This is a genomic window from Thermovirga sp., from assembly GCF_017656375.1.
In the GTDB taxonomy this organism is placed as follows: domain Bacteria; phylum Synergistota; class Synergistia; order Synergistales; family Thermovirgaceae; genus Thermovirga.
Window position 1 is genome coordinate 66,949 of record NZ_JACDOB010000001.1, and the last position, 21,197, is coordinate 88,145.

At 40.0% G+C, this 21,197-nt stretch carries 21 protein-coding genes; 1 reads left to right on the plus strand and 20 read right to left on the minus strand.

The window, feature by feature from the left end:
* Positions 1-18 precede the first annotated feature (18 nt).
* From obgE to xseB, 10 genes are all read right to left on the minus strand, one after another.
* Positions 19-1,353, minus strand: a complete 1,335-nt coding sequence (obgE, locus tag H0Z23_RS00335) for a GTPase ObgE (RefSeq protein ID WP_296866671.1) — start codon at positions 1,351-1,353, stop codon at positions 19-21.
* 120 nt (positions 1,354-1,473) lie between these two features.
* Complete coding sequence (gene rpmA, locus H0Z23_RS00340) at positions 1,474-1,755, minus strand: 50S ribosomal protein L27 (RefSeq protein WP_296867067.1); 282 nt, start codon at positions 1,753-1,755, stop codon at positions 1,474-1,476.
* A complete protein-coding gene (locus H0Z23_RS00345; protein WP_296866673.1) occupies positions 1,748-2,086 on the minus strand; it encodes a ribosomal-processing cysteine protease Prp in 339 nt (112 codons plus the stop codon). Before H0Z23_RS00345 ends, rpmA begins: the two co-directional genes overlap by 8 nt.
* 22 nt (positions 2,087-2,108) lie before the next feature.
* On the minus strand, positions 2,109-2,420 hold the full coding sequence (gene rplU, locus H0Z23_RS00350) for a 50S ribosomal protein L21 (protein WP_296866675.1): 312 nt from the start codon (positions 2,418-2,420) through the stop codon (positions 2,109-2,111).
* Positions 2,421-2,574: 154 nt separating this feature from the next.
* Entirely contained in the window at positions 2,575-4,242 is a 1,668-nt protein-coding gene (locus tag H0Z23_RS00355; RefSeq protein WP_296866677.1) for an AAA family ATPase, read from the minus strand.
* Between the two features lie 51 nt (positions 4,243-4,293).
* Complete coding sequence (locus tag H0Z23_RS00360; RefSeq protein WP_296866679.1) at positions 4,294-5,172, minus strand: NAD(+)/NADH kinase; 879 nt, start codon at positions 5,170-5,172, stop codon at positions 4,294-4,296.
* 34 nt (positions 5,173-5,206) lie between these two features.
* Positions 5,207-6,037 (minus strand): TlyA family RNA methyltransferase, encoded by an 831-nt coding sequence (locus H0Z23_RS00365; protein ID WP_296866681.1) that lies wholly within the window; start codon positions 6,035-6,037, stop codon positions 5,207-5,209.
* Positions 6,027-7,907: a 1-deoxy-D-xylulose-5-phosphate synthase gene (dxs, locus tag H0Z23_RS00370; protein ID WP_296866683.1), complete on the minus strand. Its 1,881-nt coding sequence runs from the start codon at positions 7,905-7,907 to the stop codon at positions 6,027-6,029. The genes H0Z23_RS00365 and dxs overlap by 11 nt, the downstream gene beginning before the upstream one ends.
* Positions 7,908-7,912: 5 nt before the next feature.
* Complete coding sequence (locus H0Z23_RS00375) at positions 7,913-8,818, minus strand: polyprenyl synthetase family protein (RefSeq protein WP_296866685.1); 906 nt, start codon at positions 8,816-8,818, stop codon at positions 7,913-7,915.
* Positions 8,811-9,041 (minus strand): exodeoxyribonuclease VII small subunit, encoded by a 231-nt coding sequence (gene xseB, locus H0Z23_RS00380; protein WP_296866687.1) that lies wholly within the window; start codon positions 9,039-9,041, stop codon positions 8,811-8,813. Before xseB ends, H0Z23_RS00375 begins: the two co-directional genes overlap by 8 nt.
* Positions 9,042-9,185: 144 nt before the next feature.
* Here xseB and rpmB point away from each other — a divergent pair, with 144 nt between their 5' ends.
* A complete protein-coding gene (gene rpmB / locus H0Z23_RS00385) occupies positions 9,186-9,380 on the plus strand; it encodes a 50S ribosomal protein L28 (RefSeq protein WP_296866689.1) in 195 nt (64 codons plus the stop codon).
* A gap of 30 nt (positions 9,381-9,410) precedes the next feature.
* On the opposite strand, the gene H0Z23_RS00390 is transcribed toward rpmB, so the two are convergent.
* The 10 genes from H0Z23_RS00390 to hutH all read right to left on the minus strand — a co-directional run bounded on the left by H0Z23_RS00390 (position 9,411) and on the right by hutH (position 21,173).
* On the minus strand, positions 9,411-10,136 hold the full coding sequence (locus tag H0Z23_RS00390) for a thiamine diphosphokinase (protein WP_296866691.1): 726 nt from the start codon (positions 10,134-10,136) through the stop codon (positions 9,411-9,413).
* Entirely contained in the window at positions 10,133-12,223 is a 2,091-nt protein-coding gene (locus tag H0Z23_RS00395) for a DNA translocase FtsK (RefSeq protein ID WP_296866693.1), read from the minus strand. The genes H0Z23_RS00390 and H0Z23_RS00395 overlap by 4 nt, the downstream gene beginning before the upstream one ends.
* Before the next feature lie 239 nt (positions 12,224-12,462).
* Positions 12,463-13,812 carry a TldD/PmbA family protein gene (locus tag H0Z23_RS00400; RefSeq protein WP_296866694.1) on the minus strand — a complete coding sequence of 450 codons (1,350 nt, stop codon included), beginning with the start codon at positions 13,810-13,812 and terminating at the stop codon, positions 12,463-12,465.
* A 40-nt stretch (positions 13,813-13,852) separates the two neighbouring features.
* Positions 13,853-14,905, minus strand: a complete 1,053-nt coding sequence (gene mltG / locus H0Z23_RS00405; RefSeq protein ID WP_296866696.1) for an endolytic transglycosylase MltG — start codon at positions 14,903-14,905, stop codon at positions 13,853-13,855.
* A 181-nt stretch (positions 14,906-15,086) separates the two neighbouring features.
* Positions 15,087-16,241 carry an ABC transporter substrate-binding protein gene (locus H0Z23_RS00410; RefSeq protein WP_296866698.1) on the minus strand — a complete coding sequence of 385 codons (1,155 nt, stop codon included), beginning with the start codon at positions 16,239-16,241 and terminating at the stop codon, positions 15,087-15,089.
* A 93-nt stretch (positions 16,242-16,334) separates the two neighbouring features.
* Complete coding sequence (locus H0Z23_RS00415; RefSeq protein ID WP_296866699.1) at positions 16,335-17,048, minus strand: ABC transporter ATP-binding protein; 714 nt, start codon at positions 17,046-17,048, stop codon at positions 16,335-16,337.
* Positions 17,035-17,808, minus strand: a complete 774-nt coding sequence (locus H0Z23_RS00420) for an ABC transporter ATP-binding protein (RefSeq protein WP_296866700.1) — start codon at positions 17,806-17,808, stop codon at positions 17,035-17,037. The genes H0Z23_RS00415 and H0Z23_RS00420 overlap by 14 nt, the downstream gene beginning before the upstream one ends.
* Positions 17,798-18,688 (minus strand): branched-chain amino acid ABC transporter permease, encoded by an 891-nt coding sequence (locus H0Z23_RS00425; RefSeq protein WP_296866702.1) that lies wholly within the window; start codon positions 18,686-18,688, stop codon positions 17,798-17,800. Before H0Z23_RS00425 ends, H0Z23_RS00420 begins: the two co-directional genes overlap by 11 nt.
* A 16-nt stretch (positions 18,689-18,704) precedes the next feature.
* The gene (locus H0Z23_RS00430; protein WP_296866704.1) at positions 18,705-19,580 is read right to left on the minus strand and encodes a branched-chain amino acid ABC transporter permease; all 876 of its coding nucleotides are present in this window, start codon (positions 19,578-19,580) and stop codon (positions 18,705-18,707) included.
* 63 nt (positions 19,581-19,643) lie between these two features.
* Positions 19,644-21,173 (minus strand): histidine ammonia-lyase, encoded by a 1,530-nt coding sequence (hutH, locus tag H0Z23_RS00435; RefSeq protein ID WP_296866705.1) that lies wholly within the window; start codon positions 21,171-21,173, stop codon positions 19,644-19,646.
* Positions 21,174-21,197: the final 24 nt, after the last annotated feature.

The following is a 21,197-nucleotide window of genomic DNA, read 5'->3' on the forward strand; positions in this document are numbered from 1 at the left end:
TTTAGCAACGTTGGTGTTTTATTTTTTTTCATTGTCGTTATTATCATTGTCTGAAATATATTCAAACTCAAGATTCCCTATTACTACAGAATCTCCCTCCTTAACACCGGATTTTCTAAGTAATTCTTCTATATTGTAGCTTCTCAACAATCTTTGCAGACTATCAATAGAGCCTTCAATATCAAAATTATACATTTGCACTCTCTTTTCTAAGAAAGGCTGCTTGACCCTGAATATTTTACCTCTACTCGTTTTTTCCACAACTATTTCTGGAGGCACAGCTCTTTCGTAGTCTCTGTCAGCGTAAATTTCGTAAGTTTTAGGCTCCCTTTTTGGGGGAGGTGTTTGGCTGTACATTTGGCATATATGGGACACAAGCTTATCTAGATTCTCTCCTTTTAACGCGCTTATTGGAAAAACATTGGCTCCTTGGCTTTCAAAATGCTCGATGGCAGACCGAAGGGCAGTTTTGAGTTTTTCATCGTGTTCTATCAAATCAATCTTGTTAATGATTATCATATAGGGCATTTCCAAAAGAGAACTATTGTAGAACTCAAATTCCTTCCTCAAGGTTTGCCATTGCTTTAACAGAGAGTCCCCCTCATTTTCTCTTTCTAAATCTAGGACAAAAAGTAAAACTCTAGTTCTTTCTATATGTCGCAAAAAGGCGTGTCCTAAGCCTTTGTTTAAGTGAGCTCCATCTATTAATCCAGGTATATCGGCTATAACTATTCTTTCCTTTTCGGTTTTAAGGACTCCAAGGTTGGGTGTAATAGTCGTAAATGGATAGTTAGCCACAAGTGGAGTTGCATTTGACATGGCGGCCAAAAGGCTTGATTTTCCTGCATTGGGCAAGCCTACCAAACCTACATCTGCTAGAACCTTCAATTCCAGGTTTAAAGTTCTCTTTTCGCCAGGTTCTCCTTTTTCGGCATATCTAGGCGCTCTTCTTTTCGAGGATGCGAACCTTGCGTTACCAAGGCCTCCTCTGCCTCCTTTAGCGGCTATAAATCTATCTCCTGGTACTATGAGATCAGCATAAATCTCCGAAGTTTCAGTATCTCTGATTATGGTCCCACAGGGAACTTTTATTATAAGGTCCTCTCCGTTTCGTCCATGCCTGTTGCTACTAAGCCCATTGCCACCATTTTCGGCTTTGTAATATCTCTGAAAAGTCAAGTCAGCCAAAGTATGTATGTTGCTAGATGCTTCAATTATCACATCCCCGCCTTTACCGCCGTCTCCTCCATCAGGTCCTCCTTTGGGTACATATTTTTCTCTGCGGAAACTGGAACAGCCGTTTCCACCTTTTCCTGCCTCAACAATAATTTTTGCAGTATCGACAAACTTCAACGTAAATACACCACCTAAAAGAAATAGGGCCCAAGATAAACTTAGGCCCTATTGTATTTTCTTCAGGGCATAGATTTATTTTCCCTAAAGCAAAACTTGAACTTCATATTCAACAGATGCCTACATGGAAATAGGTTCTATCGCTACCACCTTTTTGCCTGCTTTAGTCATAAACTTGACTTTCCCCGCAGTTAAAGCAAACAACGTATCATCTTTGCCTCTTCCTACATTTGCGCCTGGATGGAATTTAGTTCCCCTTTGGCGTACTAAGATATTCCCTGCTTTTACAATCTGACCGTCAGATCTTTTGATCCCTAGGCGTTTACTTATACTATCTCTTCCATTAGCAGTACTACCCTGCCCCTTTTTATGTGCAAAAAGCTGAAGATCAAATCTAGTCATCACTATGGGCCACCTCCCGAACTTTCACATAATTGCCGTACCCTTCTTCTATAGCCTTGAAACTTTTAGCTGCTGTTTCAAGTAAAATTTGTGCTTTCTCGCAGTTCTCATCTTTCTGCAGGTATATTCCCATAAACCCACCCGCTTTATCTTGCTTTCTATTATAGCAACTATACTTCAAAACTTCTTTTAAACCTACGTCTACCACTTGAATTATTGTAGAAAGGGCTGCACACACTATATCTTTACCATATTCATCAAATCCTGTGTGCCCTTCTACTTCTATTGCTTCTATCTTTCCGTTCTTTCTAAAAATCCTTACTTCGGTCATTTACCCACTTCTAAGTTTTTCGTTACTCTATGGATTCTATGCGTAGAGTTGTGAAAAGCTGCCTGTGTCCGTATTTACGCCTAGATTGTTTGCGTTTGTTTTTATACTTGAATACTATAATTTTATTGTCTTTGCCTTGTTCTTCAATGACAGCTTTAACTTTGACGTTTTCAACATAAGGGGTTCCCACGTTGACTTGCTTATCTCCCGCTACAACCAACACCTTGTCAAGCTCCACAGCTTGACCTCTTTCGCCTTCGATTTTTTCGACCTTGATGGTATCTCCTGGGGCCACCTTGTACTGTTTGCCCCCTGTTTCCACTATTGCGTACATATTCATCCTCCTTCCGCTGGACTTGCAGGCGCCACTTGTGGTCTTATAATGCCTGCTCCAAGCGCAAAATTATAGCAGCTTAGAAAGTTTAAAACTGTTCGCGCTCTCAGTCAAGTCTTTTGTTAATGCTGCGTCATTTTTTTTTTATTATCTCTCAAAAAGTGCCCATAACTAAAGATCTGGCATGCTCAATAGCTTCTGGTGCATCTTCATCACCCGCCAACATTCTTGCCAATTCCTGTACTCTTTCTTCACCAGTTAATTCCTTTATGATAGTATTGTCCCCATCTCTGTTTACCAAAAAATGTTGATCTGCTAAAGCTGCAATTGAAGCTTCATGTGTAACCAATATTACTTGACATTTAGACGATAGCTCCTTCAGCTTATTACCAGCCAATCTTGCGGCTTTACCGCCCAAACCAGCCTCTACTTCATCATATACTAGAACTTGAGGCAGCATTTTATCCGATGCTGCTATTTGTAGCGCCAGTAACAACCTGCTTAGTTCTCCACCTGACGCTATTTTAGAGACAGCTCCCTGTAAATCATCTCCTTTTTTTAGCATAAAAGAAACAACATCTGCCCCATTGAATTTAACCTTATTTGTAGGCTCTAAGGAAACAACGAATCTGAAATCTTCCATAGCTAAATCTCTCAATATTTGGTTTACCTTCTCTTCCAACGACAAAGCTGCTTTCCGTCTAGCTTCCCTCAATTCTAAAGCTATCTTGCTGATTTCCTTACGATTTTCCATATTTTGGATTTTTAATTTTTGAAGGGTGTTTTTGCTATCCTCAAGCCATTTTAAGTTATCATCTATTTCCTTTATAAATTTAATAACTTCTTCTACAGTTTTGCATCCTGTAGCTCTTTTGATTTTTCGTAATGTCCCTAAATTTTTTTCAGTACGCATCAGGTCTTCGTCCAGTTCCTTTATTTCATATTTCCTAATAGCCGCGATACAGGACTTTTCTAATCTCTCTAGACCTTCTAACACAGCTTCTTCATCTTTTTTTAGCGCTTCTTCGTCTATAGCTGTAAGAGCAACCAGTCCCTCTTTAGTGCCATCAAAAAGGCAGGCTATTTCCTGTATGAAACCTAAATCTGCTTGTCCACCTGTCAACTTGTCTAGAGCTTCCTGGATTTTAAATAAATGTTTCTTTGTGTTTTGTATTTCTTTTAAACGGTCCTCCCAAAGCTTTTCACTTTCAGGCGTTAAATCAAGTAACCTCGCGTCTTCTATTATTTCTTTGACGACATCAAGCTTTTTATTTATGGCATCTCTCTTTTTAATGAGCTGAGCGAGTTCTTTTTCTTTCTTTATGGCTTTTGTAAATATTCTGTTGAGTTTTTCTCTTATTTCTAGTAGATTCTTCCCTCCTGCTCCATCCAGTAATTCTAGTTGTCTCTGTGGATCCAACAGCTCAAGCTGTGAAAATTGGCTTTGTATCCCCATTATTTTTTGCATTATTGTGCTCATGTATGATAAGGAGGTTAGGCGGTGCTGGATATAGGATCTTGTTCTTCCGTTAGTAGAAAGAGTTCGTTTCACAAAAAGAAATTCATCTTCACCAGTAAGTTCAGAAAAAAGTTCACCATCTTCTATTCCACCGACAGAGAAAATAGCTTCTATTTGGGCTTCTTCTTTTCCAGACTTGATGAACGTGGCTTGGGCTCTTTTTCCTGCAACAAGTTCAAGAGCTCTTATAAGGCTGCTTTTGCCAGCACCGCTCTCTCCTGTTATGACGGAAAAAGATCCCTTGAATGTCAAGGAAGCTTTGGAAATACCACCTATATTATTTATATATACTTCTTTTAGCATGATGCACATATCTCTCCTTAAATTAAGAGATCCAAAACAATCAGCAATTTTTTACTCGTAACTATGCCCCCACTTAAATTTTTCCTGCAAAAGTGCATAATAATCCCTATCGCGTAACGTTATGATGCTAATGTTTTTTTCTTTATCAAGCCACATGTCAATTCGGTCACCCGGCAGTAATTCATAGCCTAATTGCCCGTCTTGGGTCAACATTATCTCTCTGTTTTGTCCTTCTGGTACTATAGATATTATGTCTTCATCGCTTAATATCATAGGACGCGAATATAGTGTGTGAGCGCAAATTGGAGCTAAGATGACGCACGGAACATGTGGTGGAACTATTGGGCCACCTGCCGATAAAGCATAAGCGGTAGATCCTGTAGGCGTAGAAATAACCACCCCGTCGGCTCTAAGGTCTGTTAGGTGTCTACCGTTCACGTATATTCCCAAGCTAACAAGTCTAGCAAATGAGCCTTTAGTAACTACCAGATCGTTTAACGCAAAAAGTTGGTGTTTCTTTGAGTTTTCTCTGTAAATTTCTCCATGTAGGAGTCTTCTTGACTGGATAGTATATTCGCCACTAACGATTAACTCCAAGTCTTTTTCGGCATCATCCTTGTTGCCACAAGAGAGAAAGCCTAGCTGTCCTGCATTAATCCCATATAGCGGAATGTTTGCCTCTACCACATATCTAGCTGCTCTAAGAAAAGTTCCGTCTCCTCCTAAGACAATCGCTATGTCTACGATTTTTTTCCATTCTTCATCAGGTGTTTCTGGGGTTCCAAGTACATGAGCTTCGTGTGGGGGAAATAGCATAGAAATTCCCTTGGCTTTGCTCCAACGTAACAACCTCTCTGCTATCAACATAGCTTCTGCTTTTTTGGTGTTTACAAGCATTCCAATGTTTATATTTTCACTGTTTTTGCTCAATTTTACTTCTCCTTCCATTTTTACTTCAAGGTCTTTACTTTATTGCTCCATTTTCATGTGAGTCCCTTACTATTTTCTCCAGCTGTTCGATAGTTACATTGATACTTTTTGGGGTACATGCTTCCTTTTTTCTAAGTAAGAAAAGATACTCCCTATTTCCTTTAGGACCCAATATGGGAGAAAAGTTTACATTACATAATTCAAAGTCCGTTTTTTCGTTAATGAAATCGGATAATTCGCTTAATACCATCAAATGAATATTAGGATCTTTTATCACGCCATTTTTCCCTACATACTCTCTGCCTGCTTCGAATTGGGGTTTGACCAAACATATGCAACAACCGCCATCTTTTAGCAATTTTGCTGCAACTGGTAAAATTAACTTGAGAGAAATAAAGGACACATCAATACTTATAAGATCAATTGCATGCTCAAACATTTCAGAAGTTAAGTACCGAGCATTAGTTCTTTCCATTACCTTTACTCTAGTATCCTGCCGCAGTCTCCAGGCCAGCTGTCCATAACCAACGTCTACAGCATATACCAATGCAGCCCCTCTTTCCAATAAGACTTCTGCAAAACCACCTGTAGAAGCTCCTATGTCAATACAATAATATCCCTTTGGATTTACCTCAAAAACATCCAGAGCTTTAAGAAGTTTGTACGCACCTCTACTCACCCAATTTTTTTCATTGGAAACAAGGGTAATGTTGCTGTTTTTGGATACTAAAGAACCTGGTTTTTTTACTGGAATTCCATCTACCTTTACCTTTCCAGAAGTTATAAGTTCTTTTGCCTTGTTTCTGGATTCAGCTAAATTTTTTTCCACAATTAGCACGTCAAGACGCTCTTTCTCAGTTTGCAAGGTATAAATTCACCACCTCTTCAGCTGTTAAGTTGCACCCTTTTAACTGCTCTGTCTTCGAGCCATGGGGAACAAATCTATCTTCAATCGCTAGCAGTTTTAATTTAGCAGGGTTTTGCAAGTTTGAGGCTATTTCACATATAGCCTCCCCAATTCCGCCAGCTTTATAGCCTTCCTCAAGAGTAATTACTGTTTTATGGCTGCTTAAAATTTCTTCTATATGCCTTCTGTCCAAAGGTTTTATGAAGCGAATGTCAAGAATAGAAGGCGTCGGAATCCCCATCTTAGTAGCTAATTCATAAGCTTCGTATGCAATAATCAAACCTGTTCCATATGTGGCTATTGCCCATGTTGTGCCTTTTTCTAGCAAAACACTTTTCCCCCATATTTCATCATTACGTAAGGTATAGTGGCCAATGCGAAGCGGGGCGATCCCTTTGGGAAATCTAATTAGGCTAGGTTCTCTTTTATCGAGAGCACATCTAAGCATAATTTCTAACTCTTCTATATCTCTAGGGGCTATAATATTTAAACCAGGGATACTCCTAGCCCAACATACATCAAAAAGTCCGTGGTGAGTTGGTCCATCCTCGCCTACCAAACCAGCTCTATCCACAGCTATTACCACAGGTAGTTGTTGCATCGCTATATCTATTACTAGTTGATCCATAGCCCTTTGGAGAAAGGTTGAATATATAGAGACAACAGGTTTCAAGCCACCTGCAGATAAGCCTGCAGCGAAACTAAGCATGTGTTCCTCCGCTATTCCTACGTCAAAAAATCTATCTGGAAAGCTTTCTTGGAACTTATGTAGTTTGGAACCTTCTTTCATCGCTGCGGTCAGACAGACTATTTTGGAGTCTTCCTGTGCAAACTTTAAGATAGTTTCCGAAAAAGCCTCACTCCAGCTTTTTGAAGACCATTCTACACTGTTGCATTTTACTATTTTGCTTTTTTGGGTAGGTGAAACTCCATGATATATTGCTGGCTTCTCTTCCGCGTATGGTACTCCTTTACCCTTTTGGGTTACAATGTGAATCAATAAAGGTTTATGGTACCTCGTTGCAAGGTTAAAAATAGTTTCCATTTCTTGTAGGTTATGTCCATCGAAAGGTCCCCAATAGCTTATTCCCAATTCTTCAAACATGTTAGCCGGTTGTAGAAAATGTTTAAGTGAATACTTTATACCTGATAATTTTTTTTCTATGATCTCTCCTTTAGGCAAGTGCTTACATTGGTCTTTTATCGTTTCCTTTATTTTTGTGTAAACAGGATGGACGCTGAGTTTAGCTAAATGATCTGCAAACCCTCCGACCCGTTCATTTATAGACATTTTGTTGTCATTTAATATCAAAATTATCCTGCTTTTCGTTTCTTTGATGCTGTTCAAAGCTTCCATTGCTACACCATTGATAAGTGCGCCGTCTCCTAGAACTGCCACCACATGGTGATCTTGCTTTAAAAGGTCCCTAGCCTTTGCGTATCCTAAAGCTGCTGAGATGGAGATACTGCTATGGCCTCCAATATAATGATCCAGCTTGCTTTCTGAAGGGTTTGGAAAGCCGCTTATTCCTCCCCACTTTCGTAATGTCCCAAATCTATCTTTTCTATCAGTGAGCAGCTTATATGCGTAACTTTGGTGACCGACATCAAAAATAATTTTGTCCTTTTGGGGATCGAAAACCTTCAGCAGAGAAATTATAAGCTCAACAGCTCCCAAAGATGAAGATAGATGGCCACCGTTGATGTTGACTACTTTTGTTATCTCCTCCCGTATAGAGGCGCAGAGTTCTTTAAGATTTTTATCGTCAAGGCTCTGTAAATCCTTGTAGTTTTTGATGTCAGATAGAGTAACCATTCTTGTATTCATCACCTCTAATGTGTCCTCGATTCTAAATAAGCCGCAAAAGAAGCAAGATATGCGGTATTTCTATTTATGTTTCTTAAAGCATCAATAGATTTTTTAGAGTGAAGCCTCGCTAGTTCTATGGATTTTTCTAAACCATAAAGCTCTACGAATGTTTTTTTGCCCTGAGTTTTATCTTTTCCAGGATTTTTCCCCAATGAGGTTTTTTCCCCTATTACATCTAGGACATCGTCAATTATCTGAAAAGTGATTCCAAGATGGCTAGCATATGAAGTAAGGGCCTTTATTTCAAATTCTAAGGCACCTGCCAATTGTGCAGGAGATATAACAGAAGCCTTGAGAAGAGTTGCTGTCTTAAAATATGCTATCTTCCAAGGGCTAAAAGAGAAATTTGAAGATTCCGAAATATCCATTGCTTGGCCTCCACATATGCCAGCAGGCCCTGCGGCTTCCAGTAGTGTGTTCAATGCGTTTATTATGTTGCTTTCTTGTAAACTTTTTACTGTGTTTAAATTTTTCAATGCCTGCTCTATGGCATAAAGGAAAAGGGCGTCACCAGCTAATAGAGCCATTGATTCTCCGTAAACGATGTGGTTTGTAGGTTTTCCTCTCCTCAAGGAATCGTTATCCATACACGGCATATCATCATGTACAAGTGATGCGGTATGAATCATTTCCAACGCAACGGCCAAAGGCAGAACTTCTTCTTTTAGTCCGAAGATTTCGCCCACTGTCATGGCTAAAACTGGCCTTACCCTTTTGCCGCCAGCTAAAAGGGAATACATCATAGAATCCCAGAGCATTTTTGGAATGTTTTGGGGGCGATTCATAGAGAGATCTTTTAGATATTTTTCCACTACTGTTCTTTTTTCATCGTAATATTTAGTGAAATTCTCAGAACCCCACCTATTCATTGCTACCTACTTCCTCCGCCTCAGATGAAGAAATAAGGTTATCATCCATATCTTCGGAAAGAATCTTTATTATTTGCTCGCTTTTTTCTAAAAAATTTTTACAACTTTTGACCAATTCTACTCCCTCTTTAAATAATTCAATTGATTCCTCCAAGGTTAGGTTCCCAGAATCCAACATTTTGACAATTTGTTGTATGCGTTCCATATTTTCTGTAAAAGTCATTTTCGCTTCACCTCAATAGGAATTATAGACTATAATCAGGACTCGGAGCACTTACAATTTATTATTGTTGCATAGAGAGGTTAATGCGTGGTAAAATGCAGTTCGCTTGTCGAAGAAGTGGCGAGTAGCGAAGGAGGAATGATCATGGCAAAAGTTTGTGAATGCTGTGGCAGAGGACCGGCGACTGGCAATAGAGTTAGCCATTCTAATCGACATACCAAAAGACGTTGGGAGATCAATCTTCAGAGCGTGAAAGTTGACCTTGGGGGGAACGAAACACGCAGGATGAAGATTTGTACCCGCTGCCTCAAATCTGGCAAAGTCAAAAGGGCCCTCTAAAGGACCCTTTTGACTTTTTATGCCCCTTTACTAAAAATTCAAGTAAACACCTAACCATCCCTTTTTTACACTTACGTTCATAGACATATTGTGTTCGGAAGCAGTAAGTAGCAAGTTGCTTATTGCAAATGGTTGTTTTTGATATAGAGTATAATCCTCTAGAGGCCACACTACGTTATCTATGTTTACTCCCAAGCAATGGTCTGACAGAGCAAGTAACGAGATGTTTTCAGGCTTTTTCTTGCAATCCAGGCGAATCGATGATTCTCCTTTCATAAGATACATTATCTCTTTATCATCAGCCATTGCTATGGTTGCTATATTCCAATCATATGCCCAAATAGTTGAATATAAGATGCTGTATAAGTGGTCAAACCTTCCTCCCCAGCAGCCTGTAAGCAATATTGCAGCATTTTTGTACCTTTTGCTAGCTTCCTTTAAAGATAGCTGTAGATCTGTTAAATCTTTCATGGGGGAAAAGGCAATAATTTCAACCATTGCGTTCTTAGCTCGCAATAGTTCCTCTTTGCTTATACTATCATGATCACCTATATAGAGTTCGGGGGTTATGCCTGCTTTCAGGCAATAACTTAACCCTCTATCTATGGCCCAAATTGGCCAATTTATTTTGGCAAGCTCTAGCAACCACTCTTTATCAGGCTCTCTGCCTCCTGCAATAAAGATTAACATTTTGCGAGAGAAATTTTGAGAAAATGTTACTTTTGCTTGAGGCAAATCCAATGATCTATTACTCATATATTATCCCTCTTCGCATGCTCTTCCAATATTTGTTTTGCTTCCTCGTGACTTATTAATATATCTCTCGGTTTAGCGCCATCGGGGGCGCTCACTATTCCTAAGCTCTCAAGAATATCTATCAGCCTTGCAGCTCTTGTGAAGCCAATACGAAGTTGCCTTTGCAACCTACTAGCAGAGGCAATGCCTGTTTGCATTATTATTTCTAGGGCTTGCTCTAAAAGAGGATCATATGATTCTAAAATTCCATTTGGTTGGCTGTCATTAAGTGTTTCTATGTCAATGTATTCAGGTTCACCAAAAAGACGAATGAGGTATTCTATGAAATTAGTTACTGAAGTTTCGTTTATCATAGGTGCTTGTATTCTTATTGGCTTGGAAAGTCTAGGAGTGAGGAATAACATATCTCCACTACCTAGAAGTTTTTCAGCACCAGCGACGTCTATGATTGTTCTAGAATCAGTTTGGGATGGCAGTGTAAAAGCTACCCTTGCTGGTATGTTTGCTTTGATTAATCCAGTTACTACGTTAACCGATGGCCTTTGAGTCGCTATTATTAGGTGCATTCCCGTGGCTCTGGCCATTTGAGCGAGCCTGCATATATAATCTTCTACTTCTTTAGGTGCTGTAAACATTAGGTCGGCTAGCTCATCTATTATTATTACAATATATGGCAATTTATCTTTAGGCATAACTTTTGCATTGTAGCTTTTTAAGTCTCTTGCTCGGGCTTGAGCAAACTTTTCGTAACGTCGTTCCATCTCGGTTACAGCCCATGCTAGAGCATGTACAGCCTTTTTAGATTCTACAATAGGGGGCATAAGAGCATGAGGTATTTTTTCAAACATCTTCATTTCGACTCTCTTTGGGTCAATAAGCAAAAGACGCATTTCTTCTGGACGCCTAGTGTAGCATAAAGAAGTTATACAGCTGGAAATGAATACGCTCTTGCCTGAGCCTGTAGTGCCAGCCACCAATAAGTGCGGAAGTTTTTCCAACGGAACGATCAAAGGTTTACCATCTACTGAGGCTCCTATAGCAAGAGGTAGGTCTCCATCAACATCACGGGAAGGTTGATGTTTGATAATACTTCTTAAATGTACCGGCTTTCTTTTTGGATTGGGGATTTCTACTCCAACATATGTTGTTCCAGGTATGGGAGCTTCTACTCTGAGGCTAGCTACACCAAGAGCTACGGCAAGGTCATTAGTTAAGGCTGCAACCTTGCTTACCTTTATTCCTGGAGCCAGCTGTAATCTAAATTGAATTACTGTAGGGCCAATTATGACTTCAGCCATTTGGGCTTCCACGTTGAACTCTTTTAGTGTGTCGATTATATTGATACCCTTTTGGTTGATTATCTCTTGACTTAAGTCCTTCTCTGGGGATGAGCTTTCAGGCCCTAAAATCTCCAAAGGAGGAGGGAAAACGCCTTGCTCAACATCAGAAGCAAAAGTTAACTCTTCATTTGGATTAGAGAATATGGAAGTAATTTTTTCCTCTACGAATTCCGAGGTTCCAGCATTATCAGCAAAGCTTTCATTCAACAAAAATTGCTCTACCTGTTGTCCTTTATGTTTCCTTACAACAACATCCTTTTCTTTGTTTTCGATATCTTTAAAGTTCGTATCATTAAGGGTGCTAGGGCTTTCATCATCTTGTGATATTTCACTGGTTTTTTCCACTGATGAATGTCTCTTGTTATTATGAAATAAAATATTTTTGATATTTCCATAGGGAAGGAAATCCAAAAGCCATAAGGCTATTAAAACTGTTGCAAAACCTACAAGTATAGTCCCAAAAGGGCCCGCAAACTTTAGTAATCCATTTGAGATCCAATATCCGGGCAACCCAGCATTTATCCAAGGGTATAATTTTGGGGGAATTGTAAAATCTGAAATCTTGTACAGAACCAACATAACAGATGTAGCGACATAAACCAAAAGTGTTGCTACGAATTGGCGCGCAAATTGGGTTATTGGCCTATCTAGCAAAAGGGCAACAAGATAATATAAAGCAAAAAATAAAAGAACTACAGCCCCTCCCCCGCCATAAAAGATGATGTATTTTTGAATTAAATAACCCATTTCCCCTGTGTAAAATCTAAAGTAAGAAGCTATAGAATATAAGTCTAATAAGATAGCGATAAGAAGCAAAATGTTCCTATACAACCTGAGTCTTGTTTCTGATAATGGCAAAAGGGATGCTTTTCCTGCCTTGTTATTTTTTTTGTGATCGATATTATTAGGCGCATTATTCTTTTTTTTATGAAGCTTTGTTGATTTAGCTTTTTTGTTTCGTGAAGGAAACATCTTATCTAACATTTTTAAGACTGCGATCCTCCTACAATTATTTCTTCTATTAAGACTGTAGGCTGCCCATCAGTTACAGGCACGCCTTGCCCTGACTTACCGCATACTCCCGCATCAAACATTAAGTCTTTCCCGATTTTGGTTATTTTATTCAAAACCTCCGGCCCATTTCCTGTCATTATGGCATTTTTTACGGGATATTGTATTTTACCGTTCTTTACATAGTATCCTTCTGAAACATGGAATACGAAATCTCCTGTAGTAGGATGAACTTCTCCTCCTCCCATTTTCATGACCAAAAGCCCTTCTTTTACAGATTCGATAATCTCCTCGGCTTCATAAACTCCATTGCCAATTATGAATGTGTTTGACATTCTTGGAATGGGAATATGCCGAAAAGAGGCCCTTCTGCCGTTTCCTGTTCGTGGCAAATCGTACTGTATGGCAGAAGCTACATCGGTAAGATAATTCTTAAGTACACCGTTCTCAATGAGAATGGTCCTTGAAGCTTCAGTTCCTTCATCATCAAAACAATAACTTCCATATAAATCCGGTAATGTAGGGTCATCTACTAAAGTGATTTGTTCATTTGCCACCTTTTGTCCAATTTTATCCTTATAAACAGAGAAATCTTTTCTTATAATATCTGCTTCCAAGCCATGGCCTACAGCCTCGTGAATCATAGTTCCACCACTTTTACCACTTAGAACAACTTGCATCATTCCCGCAGGACATGGTTTTGCGTCAGCCTGGAGGAGAGCTCTTTTAACTGCTTTCTCTCCCATTTCCTCTAGATCGTTTTTTTTCAAGAAAGTCTCTAAATCCAAGGCCATTGCATGGGATTCTATTCCCGTATATAAGGTGCCGCCTTTTTCGGCCACAACATGTATATAAACTCTAGAAGAGTTCCTTTTTTTGTTCACTACCCTTCCTTCGGAAGAAATGATCTTTACTAGATTTTTTGCCACACTCAGGTTTATAAGCACTTGTCTGATAGAAGGGGATGCACTCCGTATTTTCTTCTCCAGATCCACCAAAAGAGCAACATCGGGGGATTTTAAGTGAATACGCTCAGATATTAGATCTTTGTTTTTACTTTCAAAGCTCAGCTTTGAAGTTTTCCCTACCTTTTCTTCGCAGTGTTTTAAACATATCCTTACAGCATTCAAATCTGTACCGTTTGAGGATGAATAAACAGTATTTCCTTTAGCAAAAAAACGCACTCCAGTTCCATGAGAATGATTTGATTTTACCTCTTCTACTTTCCCGTTATCTAAACGCACAGTGTGGCTGTCGATTTTTTGTAAAAATACATCGGCATAGTCTAAGCCTTTTTGGCTTAGATAATCACTTATTTTAAACATATCGTCCATAATTTAAAACACTTCCTTTCGACAAGACATGTCACTTGTTGCCTTCGGTTTTTCTTTCTTTATTCCTCTTCTCTATGGCCTTTAAATGTTCTTCGTAGCTTTTACTAAAGATATGGCTGCCATTTTTTTGTGCTACATAATATAGATAAGAGTGCTTACCTGGTTGTATTGCCGCTATCCATGATTTGATAGAAGGAATGCAAATAGGTCCAGGAGGTAGCCCCTTAAAAAGATAGGTGTTATATGGCGATCGTATCTTCAGATGCTTGTAAAGCACTCTATTGAGTTTTATGCCACGTTCGTTCCACGCAAAGATAACAGTTGCATCAACTTGAAGCGGCATGCCTTTATTTAAACGGTTGTAAATTACCCCTGCTATAATTTTTTTTTCCCCTTCTTTTGCTGCTTCTTTTTCAACCAGAGATGCTACTGTAGCTACTTTCAACAAGTAATCTTTATTTAAATAACTTTCTCCAAGTGCTCTTCCCACAGTGTTATACCAGGCATTTGATGCGGCCTTTATCACTTGAGAGGAATAGCCTTCTTCAGGAATTACATAATATGTGTCTGGTAACAGAAAAGCTATTCTGCTCTCAACTCTTTCTGGGAGTTTGTCCCTGATATTTGAAGGAAAGTTTTCGTTTTTTTTAAGCTCATTTAAAAAATCTTCACCATAATTTGTTTTGAAATACACTTGGAGCTCTTTTAGATTTTTCCCAGGGTAAAGTGTTACTTTTTCAGTAATGGGTTTTGTTATTTCTAATTGTTTAGCTATTTCCCAAGGTGTACCTGGTTTTATGATATATATACCCGGTTTGATAGACCTATCAACCTTTAGCTTCAACATCCAAAATATTAAATCTTTTGGGTTATTGACCAGTCCTTCTTTGAAAATCATCCATGCAACCTCTGAACCAGTTTGGCCTGTCTTTACGAGAATTTTTTGAGGGGTTCCTTCCCCATAAGTATAATGTTCACGTAAAGATATTGGCATCCAGCATGTTAAAATCACAAAATATATTAGGGATAGAATAAGTATCCCGTATTGAAGAACAGTATGTATGTGTGGTCGAACTTTTCCCACGACGTAATCCCTCCGTTTTGTGTAGGGAAGAAATATGTAGCTATATTATACTAACCTAGTTTTGCTCCAAAAGAAACAATAAAAACTATTACTTATGAAAAAGAAAAGGGGAATTAATCAAGAAACTGATTAACTCCCCTTTGTTTTGCAAAAAGCTTAAAGTAATGTCTTGCTTCTAAGATTACGGATTAATTATATCTGGATCATCAACTACACCAAAGTAACGGTATTTCCCAAATTTTATTATTTGTACCTGTACTGGCTTGACGACTTCCCCAATCTCATTGAAGCCTTTTATAACACCCGTTAGGCCGTCAAAATCCTTAGTGGAGGCTATTGCATCCCTTATGGCTTTACCATCAGTGCTACCAGCTCTTTGTATGGCATCTACTATAATTGTTAGAGCATCGTAAGCAGAGGCTCCGACCATGTCTGGCGCTATGCCGTAGCGTCCCTCATATTCTTTGATGAACTCTTGGACAACGGGGCGTTCGTCATCTCTATTGAGGTTTGTGACTATGATAAATCCTTCAGCTGCAGAAGGACCAGCCAACTCTACCAATTTCGGAGAGTCTGCCCCTTCTTCACCTAGAATTATAGATTCAATTCCCATTTCTCTGGCCTGCTTAAGGATTGGTCCGGTCTGGAAATAGTAACCGTTAACCATTATTAGATCCGGGTTTAATTCTTTTATTTCCGAAAGATATGGCTTATAGTCCTTTTCTTTGAACGGGTAAGCTTTAGAATAAACAATCTCTACGCCCGTTGTTTTTGTGTCAATATATTCTTTAAAGCCCTTTGAAAGGGTTCTACCAAAGTCTATATCAGAATAAAGTACAGCTATTCGCTTGGCGCCTAGCATGTCAGTTGCGACTTTAGCTGCTGCCTTACCTTCTACTTCTGCCAAGAAACCATTTCTGAAACAAAAGTCTCCTGCTTTCGTAATGTCAGGGTGTACTGCGTACGCTGCAACGAAAGGTATTTGTGCCTCCTGGAAGAAAGTAGCTACAGCTCTGGTAGGCATACTATAAGATCCACCTACCACAGCTACTACTCTATCTTGTCCTATCAGCTTATGAGCTAGGGAAACCGCCTCCTTTGCGTCTGCTCTGTCGTCGTAAACTACTAGCTCTACCTTTTTGCCCAATACCCCTCCGCTTGCGTTGATCTTATCAACTGCAATATTGACTGAGTTTAGCACGCTTTCTCCGTCAGCAGCAGCAAATCCCGTGAGTGGAGCAAGCACTCCGATTTTGATAGTTTCCCCTGCCAAGGCCGTTCCCGCAAAAAGAGCCAAAACTACAAGAACCGATAACAACACCTTTACAACTTTCATCTTAACACCTCCCATTTTTATTTTTGTTGCCTCCTAAATAATTTTAGGGCTTAATACGCAAAAATGTAAGATATATTTTCTTTTTTAACTTAATTATCCTCCAAGGTATGCTTCATGAATTCTGGGGTCATTTATAACCTCTTCTGCTGTACCACTGAAGGTTATTTCTCCCGTTTCAAGCACGTAAGCCCTAGTAGATATTTTCAAAGAAGCCAAAGCGTTTTGTTCCACCAACAGAATCGTTTTACCGTGTTGTTCATTCAGTTCTTTTAACACCTCAAAGACTTTGTCCACTAATAAGGGCATGAGGCCCATAGAGATCTCGTCCACTAACACAAGGTCGGGATCAGAGATTAAAGCCCTAGCAATTGCAACCTGTTGTTGTTCCCCACCTGAAAGGGTTACTGCTGGCTGTGTTTCCCTTTCTTTTAGAATGGGAAACAACCCATATATCCACTTGAGCCTTTCTTCCAGGGAAATTTGCTTTTTAATGCCATATATGCCGGTCATTAAGTTTTCCCATACAGTAAGTTGAGGGAATAGCCTAGCCTTTTCAGGCACAATTCTTATTCCCATGTGAGCTCGCTCATGGGGAGGCAAGTTGGTAATATCTTTCCCTTTATATTTGATGCTCCCTTTTTGGGAAGGTACTAGACCCATAATGGCATTCAAAATAGTGGTTTTGCCTGCTCCATTAGCTCCTATTATCGAAACCAACTCTCCTTCAGAGACAAAGAACGATACTCCTTTAACAGCTTCTATTTCCTTATACGCTATGTGTAAATTCTCGACCTCAAGAAGCGACATATTTTTTCTCCCCTTTACCCAAATAAGCTTCTATGACATGAGGATCATTTTTTATCTTTTCTGGGGGTCCGGATGCGATCAACTTACCGTGGTCCAGAACAACCATTCTGTCAGATAGCCCCATGGCAACCCGCATGTTATGTTCTATAAGCAAAATTCCAACGCCCGATTCTTTTATTTGGAGTATTAGCTCGGAAAGCTTATTTATTTCTTCCTGTCTCAAGCCGGAAAAAGATTCATCGAGGAGAAGTAATTCAGGTTTTAAGGCAAGCGCTCTGGCGATTTCAAGCCGCCTCAAGTTGCCCAACGGCAGAAGGCCAGCCTTGTAATGAGCGAAATCTGCCAATCCCACTTTCTCCAGAATCTCCAAGGCCATTTTTTTGATATTTTGGTTATCCCACTTTTGCCAAAATTGGAATTTAGATTGATATTTCTCTATGCCTAAAGCGGCCTGAATATTTTCTAAGGCGGTTAAAGAATAAAATGGTCTTACTATTTGGAAGGTTCTACCTATCCCCATAGAAGCTATTTTATGAATAGGCAATCCATCAATTCTTATTCCTTTAAAGAAAATTTTCCCCGTGGTGGGTTTCAAAGCCCCTGAAATCATGTTAAAACATGTCGTTTTACCTGCTCCATTAGGGCCTATTAATCCAAGGATTTCTTTTTTATTCAGTGAAAACGAAACATCTTCTACTGCGTGTAACCCCCCAAATTGCTTCGACACATTTTCAAGGCGTAATAGTGAGTTATTTTTCATTTTTACCACCTCGGGAAAAAGCTTTAAGTCTGGACTTTACAAAACCGTTGTCCCCCAATATTCCACCAGGTTGCAGGCGTATCACTAATAGAAGAAGTGTGGCATATAAAAGCATTCTATAGTCAATAAGGGGCCTGAACACTTCCGGCAATATGCCCAAAATGGCTGCTCCAAGTATAGGTCCCCAAACGGTGCCCATCCCCCCAACAACAAGCATAGAAAGCATCATGACTGAAACGGGGAAACCAAAATCTGAAGCACTTATGAACCTCATATAGTGAGCGTATAAAGCTCCACCAATGCCAGCCATCGCTGTCCCTATGACAAAAGCAAGCAATTTGAATTTTACTGGAGATACACCAATGGTAGAGGCGGCGACCTCGTCATCCCTTAAGGTAAAGCAAGCCAAACCGCACCACGCCTTCGTAAACCACCAACTTATAAACAAAGCTATCACAAGAAATACTAGACACAGAACTAAAAACGCGAAGCCATGCAGTGGGGTTCCGAAAAACTCAATTCGTGGAATGCCTCCAATCCCCAAAGCGCCTCCGAAGAAAGGCACATACATGAAAAAGGCTTCAACTATAAAATTAATTCCGATGGTGGTTATAGCCAAGAAATCTTCCCTTACTCTCAAGCTTGGCAATCCCATTAACAAACCTATAGTTCCGGTTATTACTATTACGACGGGTAAACTTAGCCAAAAGGACAATCCCGCTTTTGTAGCAAGTATAGCTGCTGTATAGGCTCCTATTCCAAAAAAGGCCGCATGCCCCAAGGAAATTTGACCGGCGTAACCAACTATGATGTTCAACCCAGATACGACAATACTGTTAATTGCTATAAAAATTCCGATGGTTATAATGTAGCTGTCCATGACAACCTCCCCGCAGTTATATTTTTTTCTTTATATTTCCAAGGAGCCCTTCAGGCCTTATCATGAGGACCAATATCATGGCTACAAACGCTAGTGCATCTCGAGGGAATGGAATATTGGCGTATCCTATAAGCAGTGTCTCAGCTATTCCAAGTAAGAGAGAGGCTAATATTGCTCCAGGCACAGACCCTAACCCGCCCACCACGATCAAAGCGAGGGTTTTATAGGCTGGTACAGCTCCCATAGTTGGGTACACCTGATTAAAATATATTCCTACCAGAATACCTGCAATAGCAGCTATACTAGATCCTATGGCAAAAGTTAGGCTTACTATTTGCCTGCTATTTATACCCATGGCGCTAGCTATAGACATGTCCTGAGAAACTGCCCTCATGGCCAAACCAAGATCTGTCTTTGATGTGATAATCCAAAGAACAAAGAAGATCACAATTGAAACTATATAGACCATAACAAGAGCTGAAGATAAGGAAATATTACCCACCCTAATAGTGGCTAGGGGCAAAGATACGGGGAAACCATGAATCTGGGGTCCTGCTATTAGGCGCATAACCTCTTCTATTCCTAAGAGGAGCGCTATGCTGGCTATCAAGGGAACATAAGGGGGGAATTTCAGCAAGGGAGAATAAACTATACGCTCCACCAGTATACCCAAAATGGAGCATACAGCCATAGAAGCTAAGATAGCAAATAAAAGGTTGCCCGTCATGGAATACACGCCTAATCCCACATAGGCCCCTATAGTATATATGCCAGCATGTGCCACATGTAATATCCTCAGGATCCCATAAATCAAAGAGAGCCCTGAAGTGATAAGTGCATATATAGCCCCTATAGCAAGTCCGTTCATCAACTGTTCTATAAAGAGATCCACTCGCCTATCCCCCCTATAAATGTACTTTCATGCACAAACTATTATTGTACGCACTTTTTGTTTTTATGCAAGTTCCCCTACTTCACTTTCTACAGCCTTTACTATGGAGCCATCGCTAACCATTTTTACCATTTCCTGTATATAAGGGTGCAAGAACTCGTCTTCTTCTACGAATGGCACCCTGGCACGTATAGTTTCGTAAGCAGTTGATGTGCCCTTACCTAATTTCAAGGGTTTCCTGAAGTCAACACCCTGTGCGGCTGTTAAAAGTTCTATGGCTAAAACCTTTTTGACGTTTTCCAAGATTGTTCTGGCTTTGCGAGCTGCATACATTCCCATGGATACGTGGTCCTCTTGGTTTGCGGAAGTGGGAATGGAATCCACAGACGAAGGATGAGCCAAAACCTTATTTTCCGAAACTAAGGCAGCAGCAACGTACTGAGGTATCATGAAACCGCTGTTTACTCCGCTATTTTTTACAAGGAAAGGTGGCAATCCATACGATAGTTTGTGGTCAACTAGTCTGGCAGTCCGGCGCTCGGAAATATTGCCTATTTCTGCCATAGCTATGCCAAAGAAGTCCATGGATAGTGCTATAGGTTGCCCATGGAAGTTCCCACCACTTATAGCCTCGCCGTCAGCTGGAAAAATAAGCGGATTATCTGTCACGGAGTTTATCTCTATCTGCATTTTTTGGGCAATGAAATCCAATGTGTCTCTGCTTGCACCATGAACCTGAGGAACACAGCGCAGAGAATAAGCATCCTGTACTCTAGCATGCTTATATTTTTCCACTATTTCGCTACCTTCAATTAAAGTTCTTATATTCTCAGCAACTTTCTTCTGTCCTTCGTGTGGTCGAAGTTCGTGAGTTCTTGGATCAAAAGCGTAAGGTACACCTGTCAATGCTTCTAATGATAAGGCGGCAGCTATATCTGCAGTTTTAGCTACTGTGAAAGCATCATATATTGCCAAGGTGGCTATGCCTGCCATGGCAGTAGTACCATTATTTAGAGCAAGACCTTCCTTAGGTCCTAAATTTATGGGTTTTAACCCAGCTTCTTCCATCGCCTTAGTGGCTGGCATCCGTCTTCCTTTATAGATCACATCGCCTATACCCAATAGAGCTGCTGCGAGGTGGGACAATGGGCACAGATCCCCACTGGCACCAACTGATCCTTGCGCAGGTATCAGAGGATGTATACCCTCATTGAGGAAAGAGACAAGTTGATTAAGAGTCTTAAGGGATATTCCAGAAAACCCTCTTATTAGGGTGTTTATACGCAGAAGCATTATGGCTCTTGTGACATCTTCCGGAAATGGTTCTCCCACACCACATGCATGGCTTTTAAGAAGGTTTTCCTGTAATTGCCTGCTCTTTTCAGGAGGGATCATTGTGGAAGCCAAATCTCCGAATCCAGTGGTTATACCGTATATGGATTTGCCTTCTGCCACCCAGGATTCGACCATTTTAGCGCCTCGCTCGACAAAGGCAATAGCCGAATCATCCAAAACTACCTTTTTCCCATTTCTTGCAACATCTACAACGTCTGAAATCTTGAGGGAATGCCCGTTTAATTTTAGAAATTCCATCCTAACCAGCTCCTCTCATTTGAT